The sequence below is a fragment of the Streptomyces boninensis genome (genome assembly GCF_048572725.1).
Classification (GTDB): Bacteria; Actinomycetota; Actinomycetes; order Streptomycetales; family Streptomycetaceae; genus Streptomyces; species Streptomyces boninensis.
This window is the reverse complement of sequence record NZ_CP183837.1, coordinates 3,007,209-3,019,386: the sequence shown is the minus strand read 5'-3', so window position 1 is coordinate 3,019,386 and position 12,178 is coordinate 3,007,209. Positions and strand designations below refer to the sequence as shown.

Sequence of the window (12,178 nt, the reverse complement as noted above, 5' to 3'; positions counted from 1 at the left end):
GGGAGTGACGTACGCGCTCTCGGGGTCCTCCTCAGGTCTGGCTCATCCCCAGGGTGGGGTCGTTCTGGGGGATGGTCCAGGGTCGCGTACGGCCCCGCACCTTGCCTTTCCCTTTACGCTGGGACTGACGGAGCGAGAGGAGTCCTCATGGAGGTCGGAGTGGCGGTGGTCGCGGCGCTGCTGGCACTGTTCGTGGTCCTCGCGGTGATCGTCGCCGTACGGGCCGGGCGGGCGGTCAAGCGCGGCGTCGAGCGTACGGTCTCGGACACCCGGCGCACCGTCGAGGAGACGTCGCTGCGCGCCCGCCGCGCGGTGCAGCCCGGCCCGGTCGGCGAGATCGCGGCGCTGCGCCTGGGGCTGCGCGAGTCCATCGACTCCACCCGGCGCGAGCTGGAGACCGCGGTGCCGGGCGACCCTGGGCTGCGCGAGTCCCTCGACCTCCTGGACCGCCTGCACGACTTCGGCCGCCAGCTGGACGGCGAGCTGCGCCAGCTGGAGCGCGAGCCGGACAAGGGCCGGATCGCCGACCGGCTGCCGGAGGCGCGACGCCGGGCGCAGCGGATCCGTAACTCGGCGGACTCGCTGCGCTTCGCGGCGCAGGACCGGCGGCGGCATACGGCGGGCGATGGCCTGGAGGCGCTGAGCGCGCAGATCGAGGTCGAGGCGGGGGCGCTGCGGCATTGGGCGCCGGCGGATGAGGGGGCGGGGTCGGGCTCGGGTTCGGGTTCTGGCTCGGGTTCTGGCTCGGCGGGAAAGTCGGAGGTTCCCGAAGCCCGGGATGCCCAGTCCCAGTCCCAGCCCCAATCCCAGTCCCAGGATGAGCTGACTGACGGCAAGTCGGGGTCGCTGTCGCAGGACGCGTTCCAGGCGCTGCTCAACAAGATCGAGAAGGTGCGGCGGCCGGAGTCGCCGGCGTAACCGCCGGTCGGCAAGCGTTTACGGCCAAGGGCGCAGTGCGGCGGACGCCCGCCCCCCAGTAATGTCTTGAGCATGTCCTCCGATGTCGCGATCGTCGCCGATTCCACGGCCTATCTGCCGCCGCAGGCGCTGCGCCGGCACGGCATCACGTCCGTACCGCTGACGGTGGTCCTCGGCGACCGCGCGCTGGAGGAGGGCACGGAGATCTCGGCCCGTTCGGTCGCCGAGGCGCTGAAGAAGCGGCGCCCGGTGACGACGTCGCGGCCGAGCCCGGAGCAGTTCGCGTCGGTGTACCGGGCGGCGGCGGAGGCGGGCGCGACCGGGGTGGTGTCGCTGCACCTGTCGGCGGAGTTCTCGGGCACGTACGACGCGGCTGTGCTGGCGGCGAAGGACGCGCCGGTGCCGGTACGGGTCGTGGACACCGGCATGGTGGCGATGGCGCTGGGCTTCTGCGCGCTGGCGGCAGCTGAGGCGGTGGCGGCGGGTGCATCGCTCGACGAGGCGGTGGCGGCGGCGGAGAAGCGTGCAGCGGGCACATCGGCGTATTTCTATGTCGATACGTTGGACTACCTGCGCCGCGGCGGCCGTATCGGCGCGGCCCAGGCGCTGCTGGGTTCGGCGCTGGCGGTGAAGCCACTGCTGCAGCTGGAGAACGGCCGGATCGAGCTGCGCGAGAAGGTCCGCACGGCATCGAAGGCGATCGCCCGGCTGGAGGAGATCGTGGTGGGCCGCGCGGGCGCGGAGCGGGTGGACGTGGCCGTCCACCACTTGGCGGCCGCTGAGCGGGCAGAGCTGCTGGCGGAACGGCTGCGGGAGCGGGTGCCTGCGCTGCGGGATGGGGTGGGCGAGCTGCACTTGAGTGAGGTGGGTGCGGTGATTGGGGCGCATACGGGGCCGGGGTTGCTGGGGGCTGTGGTGTCGCGGGGGTGATGGGGCTCGGGGGTGACGAGGTTTTCCACAACCGGCAGGTAATCCACAGCTCTCCCGCTTGATCAACTCGCCAGTCCGGCGTGGCCGTAGCGTCCCCGGACATGAGCACACGTATCGCAACGAGGGGCCCGGGCGGCCCCCCCGACAGCCGCATCCGCCACCGCGCCCGGGCACGCTTTCTCCGTGGACCGGGTCGGGCGGGTGGTTCTGGTGGCTCGGCTGGCCCGGGTGGACGGGGCGGATCGGGTGGCCCGGGTGGGCGGGGTCGAGGCGGAGGGCGGGACCGCGATGCTGACCCGCGGGGACCGGCGGGTGCGGGCGGTTTCCGGGGCCGTGCGCGGGTCCGTTCCCGCGATGTGAGCAATCGAGCCCGTGCAGCGGCCCTCTTCGACTTGAAGGACCTGCCGACCCCATCGCCCAGCCGCCGCGACTGGAACCGCCTCCCGGTCCCGAGGGATGCAGGCCGTCCGCGGCGAGCTGCTCCACCGCGGTGGGAGGAGCGGACGCTGGATGAGGCGATGGAGGGGGAGGGCGAGCGGGATGGTGCGCGCGAGGGAGTAGCGGAGGGGGAGGGTGAGCGCGAGGGCGCGGCGGAGGCAGATGCGGGGCGACGGGGCGCGGCGTATCGCGGGTTGGCCGCGGGCGTCGGGCTAGCCCCTTCCGGGCGCCGGGGGCTGCGCGGTGGCCGGGTCCCGCGCCGCAGCCCAGCTGTGCGCGGCGATCCGACCTCGCCATACGGCCTGGGGCCGCGTCGCGGTGTGGCACTGCGGTCGCGATCCGCGGAATGGCGTGCAGGTGCGCAGGGCCGCCATGCAGCCGACGACCCTGCAGGTACGGGTCCGTCGGCGCGGGCGGGACCAGTGGCGTTGCGGGGCGGGGTGCCACCGGGCCTGCCGGGCGGGATCCTGGCCGCTCGGCCGGGCCGAGCTGCAGAGGAGAGGCCCGGCCGAGCTGCGGAGCAGAGGTCTGGCCAAGCTGCGGAGCAGAGGCCTGAGCGGGCCGCAGAGAAGGGGCGGTCATGGGAGGAGAGGCCAGCACTTGGCCGGTCGGCTGCCGCAAGTCCCCGGCGAACAGCTGAGGCAGTGGCCGACCGCGCAGCCGCGGGGGCGGCCCGTGGAGTCGCGGAGGCGCTGCCCGGAACGGGAGCGGGCTCGCCGCCGGCGGGTGTGGGCCGGTCCGGGCCGGCGGCAAGCTCGCCGGAGGACGTGGCTCAGGAACGTCGTCCGGTCAGGTCCGGCTGGTGGCAGGACGTGCGGGACCGGTTGCCGCTGTGGCTGCAGTTGCGCTGCGGTGTTGAGCCGCGCGCGGCGGCCGCGCTGGGCGTCGTACTCGTGGCCGCGGTCGCCTTTGCTGCGTACCACTTCTGGGCCGGGCGCCCGGAAGCGATCAGTCCGCCGCCCGCCGCGCAGCGGGCCGAGGTGCAGACGTCCGCGGCGGGTGCGGGCGGTGGCCCGCAGGACGACCAACCGCCGTCGGGTGGCGGATCGGGCGGGCGCCGGCTGGTGATCGACGTGACCGGGAAGGTGCGGGACCCGGGCGTGCACCATTTGCCGCCCGGCACCCGTGTGGAGGACGCGCTTGAGGCGGCAGGCGGCGTACGCCCCGGGGCTGATCTGCGCGGGCTCAACCGCGCCCGTCTGCTCGTGGACGGCGAGCAGATCGTCGTCGGTGGATCGGGAGCGTCCGGCTCGGCCGCAGCGGCAGGCGCCTCGGGCGCAGGAGGGGCGGGCGGCGCGACCGGTACGGGAGGGACGGCCGGTGTGCCTGGCTCGTCGGCGGGCGCGGCCGGTTCGGCGGGCCTCGGCGGTGCGCCTGGCAGCCCGTTGAGCCTGAACTCCGCCACCGCCGAGCAACTGGACGCCCTGCCCGGCATCGGCCCCGTACTCGCCCAGCACATCATCGAATTCCGCACGCAGAAGGGCGGCTTCACCTCCGTCGACCAGCTCCGCGAGGTAAACGGCATCGGCGACCGCCGCTTCGCCGACCTCAAGCCCCTGGTCCGCCCATGACCCGACCAGCCACGACCACGACCACGTCCGGCCTCACAACCACGTCCACTGCCACCGCCACGGCCGCCGGCACCCCCGCTTCGGCGAGCACGGCCAATTCCGCCCGCTCTCCGGTGCACGCGGCGGCGAACTCTCCGATGGGCGCCTCTGACCCCCATGCGGACGGCCCGGCGGATCTCCGCCTGCTCCCGCCTGCGTTGGCGGCTTGGGCGGCTGCGGCAGCCGCGCTGACGGCACCCGCAGCGGTGGTGGTGGTTGCGTGCGGGACGGCGGTGGCCATCGCAGCAGCCTTGCTGCTCGTCGCCCGGCAACGGGACAGAACCGGGGCCTCGGGACGGTCAGAGCCGGCAATGCGACCGACGGCACCACACCAATCCGTGCCGGTGCCGCCCCCGCCGTCGAGGCTGCGAGCGGTTGCCCTCGCTCTCCTCTGCGCCACGGCAGCCGCCACCACGGCGGCGTTGCACGGGGCGCAGGCGCGCAGCGGTCCGCTCCCGGCCCTGGCGCGCACCTACGCCCACGCCACCGTCGAGCTCGAACTCACCACAGACCCGCGCCCCACCCGCCCACACGTCAGCGGCGCCACCCGCGCACCGGCGGGCATCGTGGCCGAGGCCGAGGCGCTCCGCGTGACGCCTTCCGGCGCACCACCGAAGTCACCCACTGCCACCCGCACACCGGTCCTGCTGATCGTGCAGCACCGTCCCAGCCCTGGGGAGGACACCTCCCACTCCCCGCAGCGGGCCACCGCCTGGCAGCAGGCCTGGCTGCAGCTGCTGCCCTCCACGCGTGTGCGCGTTCAAGCGCGTCTCGCCCCGGCGACCCGTGCCGGTCCCGGGGGCGACCGCATCGCCGCGGTCCTCCGGGTCGTGGGCGCAGAGGCCCCGGCGCCCGCCATCACCCGCACTCCCACCACCCTCCAGCGCGCCGCAGGCGCATTGCGGGCGGGGCTGCGGCGGGCCACCGACGGGCTGCCTGCAGATGCTCGTGCGCTGCTTCCCGGGCTCGTCATCGGCGACACCACGCGCATCCCCGCCGAGCTCGACGAGGCCTTCCACGCCACCGACCTCACCCATCTGCTCGCCGTCTCGGGCGCGAACTTCACCATTCTCCTGGCCGTGCTCATCGGGCCTCCGCACCTGGCCACCCGCCCCGAGCGGCGCGGGCTGGCGCCGCGCGTCGGGATATCCCTGCGCGGCACCGCGCTCCTCGGCGGCGCGCTCACCCTCGGCTTCGTCGTCGTGTGCCGCCCGGAGCCCAGCGTGCTGCGCGCAGCCGCCTGCGGGCTGATCACGCTGGTCGCCATTGGCACCGGGCGCCGCCGCTCACTGTTGCCCGCGCTGGCCGCCGCCGTGCTGTTGCTCGTCCTTTACGACCCTTGGCTGGCACGAGACTTCGGCTTCCTGCTGTCCGTACTCGCCACCGGCGCGCTGCTCACCATCGCCCCGCGCTGGAGCTCCGCCCTGCGCAGGCGCGGCCTGCCGCCCCGCCTCGCCGAGGTGCTGGCGGCGGCTGCCGCCGCCCAGGCTGCGTGTGCGCCCGTGGTCGCGGTCCTCGCCGCTCGGGTCGGCCTGGTCGCCGTCCCCTGCAACCTCCTTGCCGAGCTCGCCGTGGCCCCGGCCACCGTGCTCGGCTTCGCCGCGCTCGCCGCCGCACCGCTGTCGCTGCCGCTCGCCAAGGCGGCTGCCTGGCCGGCGGCGTTGCCCGCCGAGTGGATCGCCGGCGTTGCCCGTACCGGTGCCGCGCTGCCCGGAGCCGAGGTCAGATGGCCCGGCGGCTGGGCAGGAGGCCTGCTGCTCGCGGCACTTACCGCCCTCGTACTCGGCGCGGGCCCGCGGCTGCTGCGGAGCAGGGCGGCCCGCCGGTCACCTCTGGGTGTGGGGGCGGACGTTCCTGGTGCGGGACCGGATGCGCCGGGCGCGGGACCACCGCCCCCGCTCTCCCGCCGCCCCACGCCATGGCTCGCGGGTGGCGTCGTGCTGCTCCTGCTGCTAGCCGTCGTCCGGCCGCCGCCGCTCACGCGCGTGCTCACCGGGTGGCCGCCACCCGGCTGGCGGTTGGTCGCCTGTGACGTCGGGCAGGGGGACGCACTCGTCCTCGCCACGCGGCGGCCGGGGACCGCCGTGGTGATCGATACCGGGCCCGAGCCGCGGCTCGTCGATCGCTGCCTGCGCCGCCTGGGCGTGGACCGCATCCCCCTGCTGATCCTGACCCACTTCCACGCCGACCACGTCGACGGCCTCCCCGGCGCGCTGCGCGGCCGCGCGATCGGCGCGATCCAGACGACCACCTACGCCGAACCACCCGGCCAGGCGGCCTTCGTACGCCGCACCGCCGCCTCTGCCCGCATCCCGGTGATCACGGCGGCGGCGGGGGAGCGCCGCCGCCTCGGTCCGGACCTCAGGTGGCAAGTGCTGTGGCCTCCCGCCCAAGCCCCCGCAGGCGACGCAGGCGAGCCGCACTTCGAGGACGTCAACGACGCCAGCGTCACCCTCCTAGTCCGCACCGCAGGCCTCACCCTCTTCCTCCCAGGCGACCTCGAGCCACCCGCCCAGCAGCAACTCCTCACCGCCCACCCGGACCTCCCCGCCGTGGACGTACTGAAGGTCGCGCACCACGGCAGCTCGTACCAGGACCCGTCCCTCCAGCAGCGCCTCCACCCCCGCCTCGCCCTGCTGAGCGTCGGCAGGCGCAATCCGTACGGTCACCCCTCCCCGCGCACTCTCGCGGCCCTCGCCGGCCAGGGCGCGAGCGTGCTCCGCACGGACCTGGACGGGGCCGTGGCCGTGGTCGCGGGGCGGCGGCCGGGCGCTGACAAGGAAGCAGATCGCCCTCGACTGCTTGTAAAGACTTCTTTAGAAAGGTAGCTTTAGATGCATGCCCAGTCCCAGCTCCAAGCCCGGCCGCGACTCCGAGCAGCCCAGGCACTCCGTCGTCCATGTCACCGACCCCCGTGCGTTGCGCGCTCTCTCCCATCCCACGCGGATGGAGCTGGTCGGCCTGCTCCGCATCGAGGGTCCCTTCACCGCGACCCGCGCCGCGGAGCTGACCGGCGAGTCCGTCGCCAGCTGCTCGTACCACCTGCGAATGCTTGCCAAGTACGGCCTGGTAGAGGAGGCGGAAGGCGGCCGCGGCCGGGAGAAGCCGTGGCGGGCGACGGCGAAGTACACCACCTGGAGCGACGCTTTCAATACGGACAGCGAGGTCAGGGTGGCCGCCGCAGAGGTGCTCAGCGCCGCGGTCGCGGAACGGTATTTCTCGCAGTTCTCACACGCCATCGAGACCCGCCGCCACCTTCCCCAGGCGTGGCGCGAGGCGGAGTGGTCCGGCGACGACCTCATCTATCTCACGGCCGCCGAACTCGTCGACCTGACCGAGAAGATCTCCGCGCTGGTCGATCAGTACGCGGGCCGTTTCCATGACCCGTCCCGGCGCCCGGAAGGCGCAGAGCTCGTGAACCTGATCCGCTTCGCCTTCCGCGACCGCCGCTACGTCCCCGAACTCCGCGGCCCGAAAGGCGAATCCGACCGCCGGCAGACCGAGGAACAGGAACAGGAAGAGGAACAGCCATGACCCTCCACCCCTACGTCCACGAACACCTCCACGCCCTCCGCAGCACCACCCTCCGCGCCCAGGCCACCGCCCACGCCCAGGCCACCGCCGCCCACGCGCAGGCCACCGCCCACGCCCAGGCCACCGCCGCCCACGCGCAGGCCACCGCCGCCCACGCCCAGGCCGCTGCCGACCCCGCCGCCCTTGCCCGCCCCCACCCCAACCCCCTCCGCACCCGCCTAGGCTGGCTCCTCGTCGAGACCGGCCTCCGCCTCATCCGCCCCCCGGCAAGGGCAAGCGACCCCCTCACATGACGACGACGCCTCACAAGCACTCCCTCCGCAAGCGCCCCCACCTCCCCACCCTCCTCCGCAGCCCCCCTTTCCGCCGCTACTGGACCGGCCAGACCATCTCCGTCCTCGGCGACGAGATATCCGCGATCGCCATGCCCGCCACCGCCGTCCTCCTCCTCGACGCCGGCTCCGCAGACATGGGATGGCTGACCGCCTCCGTCCTCCTCCCCTCCCTCTTCTTCTCCATCCCCGCCGGCGCCTGGGCCGACCGCCGCCGCAGCCGTCGCCGGGTCATGCTCCTCGCCGACCTCGGGCGCTTCCTGCTCCTCTGCTCGATCCCCCTCGCGTACGTGCTCGACGCGCTCACCCTCCCGCAGCTCTACGTGGCCTCCTTCGCCGTCGGCACCCTCGCCGTGCTCTTCGACGTCTGCGCCGGCACGCTCTACGTATCGCTGCTCAAACCCGCGCAGTACGTGGACGGCGCCGCGCTCCTCCACGGCAGCCGCTCGCTCGCCCGCGTCGCGGGCCCCGGCACCGGCGGCGCACTCGTCTCCGTACTCACCGCACCGGTCGCCGTCCTCGCCGACGCGCTCAGCTATCTCGCCTCCGCCGCCTGCCTCGCCCGCATCTCCCCACCCGAACCGCCCCCCGCAGCCCCGCAGAAGGGCCACCTCACCGCCGGCCTCGCCTGGCTCGCCCGGCACCCGGTCATGCGCCCCACCCTGCTCGCCTTCGCCACCCTCAACTTCTTCAACTTCATCTTCCAGGCCCTGTTCTTCCTCTACGCCAACAAGGAACTCGGCCTCAGCCCCGGCTTCCTGGGCGCCGTCATGAGCGCGGGCGCCATCGGCGGGCTCGCGGGCGCGGCTGCCGCCGGGCGGATCGTCCGGCGGTTCGGGTACGGGCCCGTGATCACGGGCGGGTTCGTCGGCTTCGCGGCGCCGCTCATGCTCATACCGGCCGCTTCCGGTCCGCAGGCCGCCGTCATCGCCCTGCTCTTCCTCGCCTACCTCGGCGCCAGCTTCGGCGTGATGGTCGTCGACATCACCGCCAACGCCTTCCAGGCCGCCCTCATCCCCGACGACCTCCGCTCCCGCGTCCTCGGCGCCTTCCGCACCGTCAACTACGGCGTCCGCCCCCTCGGCGCCCTCGCGGGCGGCGGTCTCGGCACGGTGCTCGGCCTGCGCCCCACCCTCTGGATAGCCACGGCGGGCGCCCTGCTGGGCATCCTGTGGCTGCTCCCATCCCCGCTGCCCCGGATGCGCGAGCTGCCCGCCCCCACATCCCCCGAACCTGGCGCCCCCGCCCCCGCCCCCGATCAGCGATAACAGACCCCATGGACTCAACCCAAGCCGACGCCTACCTCGCCCGCATCGACGCCCGCCGCCCCGCCGCCCCCACCACCGAGGCCCTCCGCGACCTCCAGCTCCGCCACCTCACCGCCGTCCCCTTCGAGAACCTCTCCATCCACCTCGGCGAGCCCATCGTGCTCACCGAAGAGGCCCTCTACGCCAAGCTCGTCGAGCGCCGCCGCGGCGGCTTCTGTTACGAGCTCAACGGCGCCTTCGCCGCCCTCCTCACCCATCTCGGTTACGAGGTCGACCTGCTCGCGGCCCGCGTCTTCACCGACGAAGGGCGACTGGGCCCGCCGTACGACCACATGGTGCTGCGCGTCCGCACCCAGGACGGCGACGGCCCCTGGCTCGCCGACGTCGGCTTCGGCCGGCACGCCGTACGCCCGCTGCACGCGGCGGACCGCGGCGAACAGCACGACCCCGCCGGCGTCTTCCGCATCGCCGAGGCGAGCGGCGGCCCGTACCCGGCCGACGACCTCGACTGCCACCACGACGGCCGCCCCGTCTACCGCCTCGAGCAGCGTCCCCGCGAGCTCGCCGCCTTCAACGCCACCTGCTGGTACCAGCAGACGTCCCCCGAGTCCCACTTCGCCCGGTCCCTCACCTGCTCCCGCCTGACCGCCGACGGCGGCCGGATCACCCTCAGCGGCGACAAGCTGATCACCACGAGCCCCGGCCCGGACGGCGGCGAGCGCCGCGAGGAGCGGCTGCCAGGCGCCGCCGCGATCCTCGCCGCCTACCGCACTCATTTCGGCATCGACCTCGACCGGGTCCCACCTACCCCGAAGTAACCATTCCAGTGCAGATAGCCCACGAGGCCGAGTTTGCCTCGAAACCCCCAGCGGTGTTCGAATGATGCTTCTGAGCTCAATCATCTTGTTTTCTCACCCGCGGGGGGTAGCACCACATGCTGGGACTGCGACGGCGTCGGCACACCGGGTCCGGATCCACCACCGCCCTGCGGCAGTCAGGCCTCGCCGGCCTGCGGCTGCCGCAGAGCGCGGGACTGCTGAGCTGCCGGGTCCTCGACCCGGTCAACCAGCCCCTCGCGCAGGCCGCCCTGACCATCAGCGACGCGGCCGGGCGCAAGGTCGTCAGCGGTGAGACGGACCCGTACGGCACCTTCGTCGCCGCCGTCCCGGCCGGCAGCTACCGGCTCGCCGTCGGCCACGAGGGCTTCACCCCGTACCGCGGCGATGCCGACGTCGCCGAAGGCGGCCACACCGCGCTCGGCGATCTCCCGCTCGCCCCGGTCGAGCTGCCGCAGCTGCCGCCGCCCGGCGACTGGGAGATCGACCCCGCGCACACCACGATCGCCTTCATCGCCCGGCACATCGGTATGGCCCGGGTCCACGGCCGCTTCAACAACTACTCCGGCGCGCTGCGCATCGGGCAGCGGATGGAGGACTCGGCGATGCACGTCATCATCGACGCCGCCTCCATCGACACCAACATCAAGATGCGCGACGACCACCTGCGCTCCGCCGACTTCCTGGACGTCGAGCGGCACCCGACGCTGGAGTTCTACAGCGACTCCTTCGCCCACCGCGGCGGCAACCGCTGGGCGATCACGGGCGCCCTGTCCATCCACGGCGTCAGCCGGACGGTGACCCTCGACACGCAGTACCTCGGCACCGGGGTCGGCATGGAGGGCGAGATCCGCGCCGCCTGCCGCGCCGTCACCGAACTGCACCGCGAGGACTTCACCCTCAACTGGCAGCACATGCTCGCCCGCGGCATCGCCGTCGTCGGCTCCAGCATCCAGATCGAACTGGACATCCAGGTCACGGGCAAGAGCTGAGGACCGCGGCCGCGCGGCACAATGATCGCGTGAGCGACGTACGACATGTGCTGGTGCTGCCCGACCGCGACGCCGCGGAAGAGGTGGCCGAGGAGGCGGCGGAACGTTTCGGCCTGGGCGAGGAGCCCCAGCTGGTACGCGACGCCCTGGCCGGCGAGGACGACGCCGAGGACGCCCAGTGGCTGGTCGTCATCGAGGACCCACAGACCCGCCTCGCCCCGGCAGACCTGGACGCGCTGGCCGCGGAGCACGAGGGCTGGCTCGAGGCGCCCTGAGACAGCCGCCCGGGCGGCGTTGTCGGTGCCGCATGGGATGCTGTACGACGATGGCAGCCAGGAACGCAGCGACCCAGAGCGACGACCCCCTCGCACCCGTGACCATCGCGGTCGGCCAGGAGGACCTCCTCCTGGATCGCGCGGTGCAGCAGATCGTGTCCGCGGCCCGCGCCGACGACCCGGACACCGATGTGCGCGACCTTGCCTCGGCCGATCTGCAGCCCGGCACCCTCGCCGAGCTCACCAGCCCGTCCCTCTTCGCCGAGCGCAAGGTCGTCGTCGTACGGAACGCGCAGGACCTCGGCGCCGACTCGGTCAAGGCGGTCAAGGACTATGTCGGCGCGCCCGTCGAGGAGATCATCCTGGTGCTGCTGCACGCCGGCGGCGCGAAGGGGAAGGGCCTGCTCGACGCCGTCCGCAAGGCCGGCGGCCGCGAGGTGCCCTGCGCCAAGGTCACCAAGCCGTCCGACCGGCTGGCGTTCGTGAAGGCCGAGTTCCGGCACGCGGGCCGCAAGGCCACGCCCGGCGCCTGCCAGGCCCTGGTGGACGCCATCGGCAGCGACCTGCGCGAGCTGGCCAGCGCCTGCGCCCAGCTGGCCGCGGATGTCGAGGGTGCGATCGATGAGGCCGTCGTCGGGCGCTATTACACCGGCCGCGCCGAGGCCTCCAGCTTCGAGGTCGCCGACCGCGCCGTGGAGGGCCGCGCCGCCGAGGCCCTGGAGTCGCTCCGCTGGGCGCTGGCCACCGGCGTCGCGCCCGTCCTGCTCACCAGCGCCCTGGCCCAGGGCGTACGGGCCATCGGCAAGCTCGCCTCGGCCCCGCGCGGCATGCGCCCAGGCGACCTGGCGCGCGAGCTCGGCATGCCGCCGTGGAAGGTGGACCGGGTGCGCGGCCAGCTGCGCGGCTGGTCCGCGGACGGGGTGGCGGCCGCGCTGCGCGCGGTGGCGGAGGCGGACGCCAATGTGAAGGGCGGCGGCGATGATCCGGCGTACGCGCTGGAGAAGGCCGTGGTGACGGTGGCCCGAGCAGCGCGCAGCCGCTGACG

At 73.8% G+C, this 12,178-nt stretch carries 12 protein-coding genes; all 12 read left to right on the top strand.

Annotation, left to right across the window (positions count from 1 at the left end):
* Nucleotides 1-147 precede the first annotated feature (147 nt).
* Nucleotides 148-918, top strand: a complete 771-nt coding sequence (locus ACNNMR_RS13665; RefSeq protein WP_419994865.1) for a hypothetical protein — start codon at nucleotides 148-150, stop codon at nucleotides 916-918.
* 72 nt (nucleotides 919-990) lie between these two features.
* On the top strand, nucleotides 991-1,848 hold the full coding sequence (locus tag ACNNMR_RS13660) for a DegV family protein (RefSeq protein ID WP_419994864.1): 858 nt from the start codon (nucleotides 991-993) through the stop codon (nucleotides 1,846-1,848).
* 183 nt (nucleotides 1,849-2,031) lie between these two features.
* Nucleotides 2,032-2,208: a hypothetical protein gene (locus ACNNMR_RS13655; protein ID WP_419994863.1), complete on the top strand. Its 177-nt coding sequence runs from the start codon at nucleotides 2,032-2,034 to the stop codon at nucleotides 2,206-2,208.
* Between the two features lie 722 nt (nucleotides 2,209-2,930).
* Nucleotides 2,931-3,857 (top strand): helix-hairpin-helix domain-containing protein, encoded by a 927-nt coding sequence (locus ACNNMR_RS13650; RefSeq protein ID WP_419994862.1) that lies wholly within the window; start codon nucleotides 2,931-2,933, stop codon nucleotides 3,855-3,857.
* A gap of 137 nt (nucleotides 3,858-3,994) precedes the next feature.
* Nucleotides 3,995-6,724, top strand: a complete 2,730-nt coding sequence (locus tag ACNNMR_RS13645; RefSeq protein ID WP_420000355.1) for a ComEC/Rec2 family competence protein — start codon at nucleotides 3,995-3,997, stop codon at nucleotides 6,722-6,724.
* A 10-nt stretch (nucleotides 6,725-6,734) separates the two neighbouring features.
* The gene (locus ACNNMR_RS13640) at nucleotides 6,735-7,430 is read left to right on the top strand and encodes a winged helix-turn-helix domain-containing protein (protein WP_419994861.1); all 696 of its coding nucleotides are present in this window, start codon (nucleotides 6,735-6,737) and stop codon (nucleotides 7,428-7,430) included.
* Nucleotides 7,427-7,723 carry a hypothetical protein gene (locus ACNNMR_RS13635; RefSeq protein WP_419994860.1) on the top strand — a complete coding sequence of 99 codons (297 nt, stop codon included), beginning with the start codon at nucleotides 7,427-7,429 and terminating at the stop codon, nucleotides 7,721-7,723. The genes ACNNMR_RS13640 and ACNNMR_RS13635 overlap by 4 nt, the downstream gene beginning before the upstream one ends.
* Nucleotides 7,720-9,030, top strand: coding sequence for an MFS transporter (locus ACNNMR_RS13630; RefSeq protein WP_419994859.1), 1,311 nt, complete (start codon nucleotides 7,720-7,722; stop codon nucleotides 9,028-9,030). The genes ACNNMR_RS13635 and ACNNMR_RS13630 overlap by 4 nt, the downstream gene beginning before the upstream one ends.
* An 8-nt stretch (nucleotides 9,031-9,038) precedes the next feature.
* Entirely contained in the window at nucleotides 9,039-9,848 is an 810-nt protein-coding gene (locus ACNNMR_RS13625) for an arylamine N-acetyltransferase family protein (RefSeq protein ID WP_419994858.1), read from the top strand.
* A 116-nt stretch (nucleotides 9,849-9,964) separates the two neighbouring features.
* Nucleotides 9,965-10,858 carry a YceI family protein gene (locus ACNNMR_RS13620; protein ID WP_419994857.1) on the top strand — a complete coding sequence of 298 codons (894 nt, stop codon included), beginning with the start codon at nucleotides 9,965-9,967 and terminating at the stop codon, nucleotides 10,856-10,858.
* 29 nt (nucleotides 10,859-10,887) lie between these two features.
* Nucleotides 10,888-11,133 carry a hypothetical protein gene (locus ACNNMR_RS13615; RefSeq protein WP_419994856.1) on the top strand — a complete coding sequence of 82 codons (246 nt, stop codon included), beginning with the start codon at nucleotides 10,888-10,890 and terminating at the stop codon, nucleotides 11,131-11,133.
* A gap of 50 nt (nucleotides 11,134-11,183) precedes the next feature.
* On the top strand, nucleotides 11,184-12,176 hold the full coding sequence (gene holA, locus ACNNMR_RS13610; protein ID WP_419994855.1) for a DNA polymerase III subunit delta: 993 nt from the start codon (nucleotides 11,184-11,186) through the stop codon (nucleotides 12,174-12,176).
* Nucleotides 12,177-12,178: the final 2 nt, after the last annotated feature.

Bases quoted from the DNA above. Each gene is read 5' to 3' on its own strand.
- ACNNMR_RS13665 (WP_419994865.1), top strand. From the start codon at position 148: ATGGAGGTCGGAGTGGCGGTGGTCGCGGCGCTGCTGGCACTGTTCGTG.
- ACNNMR_RS13660 (WP_419994864.1), top strand. From the start codon at position 991: ATGTCCTCCGATGTCGCGATCGTCGCCGATTCCACGGCCTATCTGCCG.
- ACNNMR_RS13645 (WP_420000355.1), top strand. From the start codon at position 3,995: ATGGGCGCCTCTGACCCCCATGCGGACGGCCCGGCGGATCTCCGCCTG.
- ACNNMR_RS13640 (WP_419994861.1), top strand. From the start codon at position 6,735: ATGCCCAGTCCCAGCTCCAAGCCCGGCCGCGACTCCGAGCAGCCCAGG.
- ACNNMR_RS13635 (WP_419994860.1), top strand. From the start codon at position 7,427: ATGACCCTCCACCCCTACGTCCACGAACACCTCCACGCCCTCCGCAGC.
- ACNNMR_RS13630 (WP_419994859.1), top strand. From the start codon at position 7,720: ATGACGACGACGCCTCACAAGCACTCCCTCCGCAAGCGCCCCCACCTC.
- ACNNMR_RS13625 (WP_419994858.1), top strand. From the start codon at position 9,039: ATGGACTCAACCCAAGCCGACGCCTACCTCGCCCGCATCGACGCCCGC.
- ACNNMR_RS13620 (WP_419994857.1), top strand. From the start codon at position 9,965: ATGCTGGGACTGCGACGGCGTCGGCACACCGGGTCCGGATCCACCACC.
- holA (WP_419994855.1), top strand. From the start codon at position 11,184: ATGGCAGCCAGGAACGCAGCGACCCAGAGCGACGACCCCCTCGCACCC.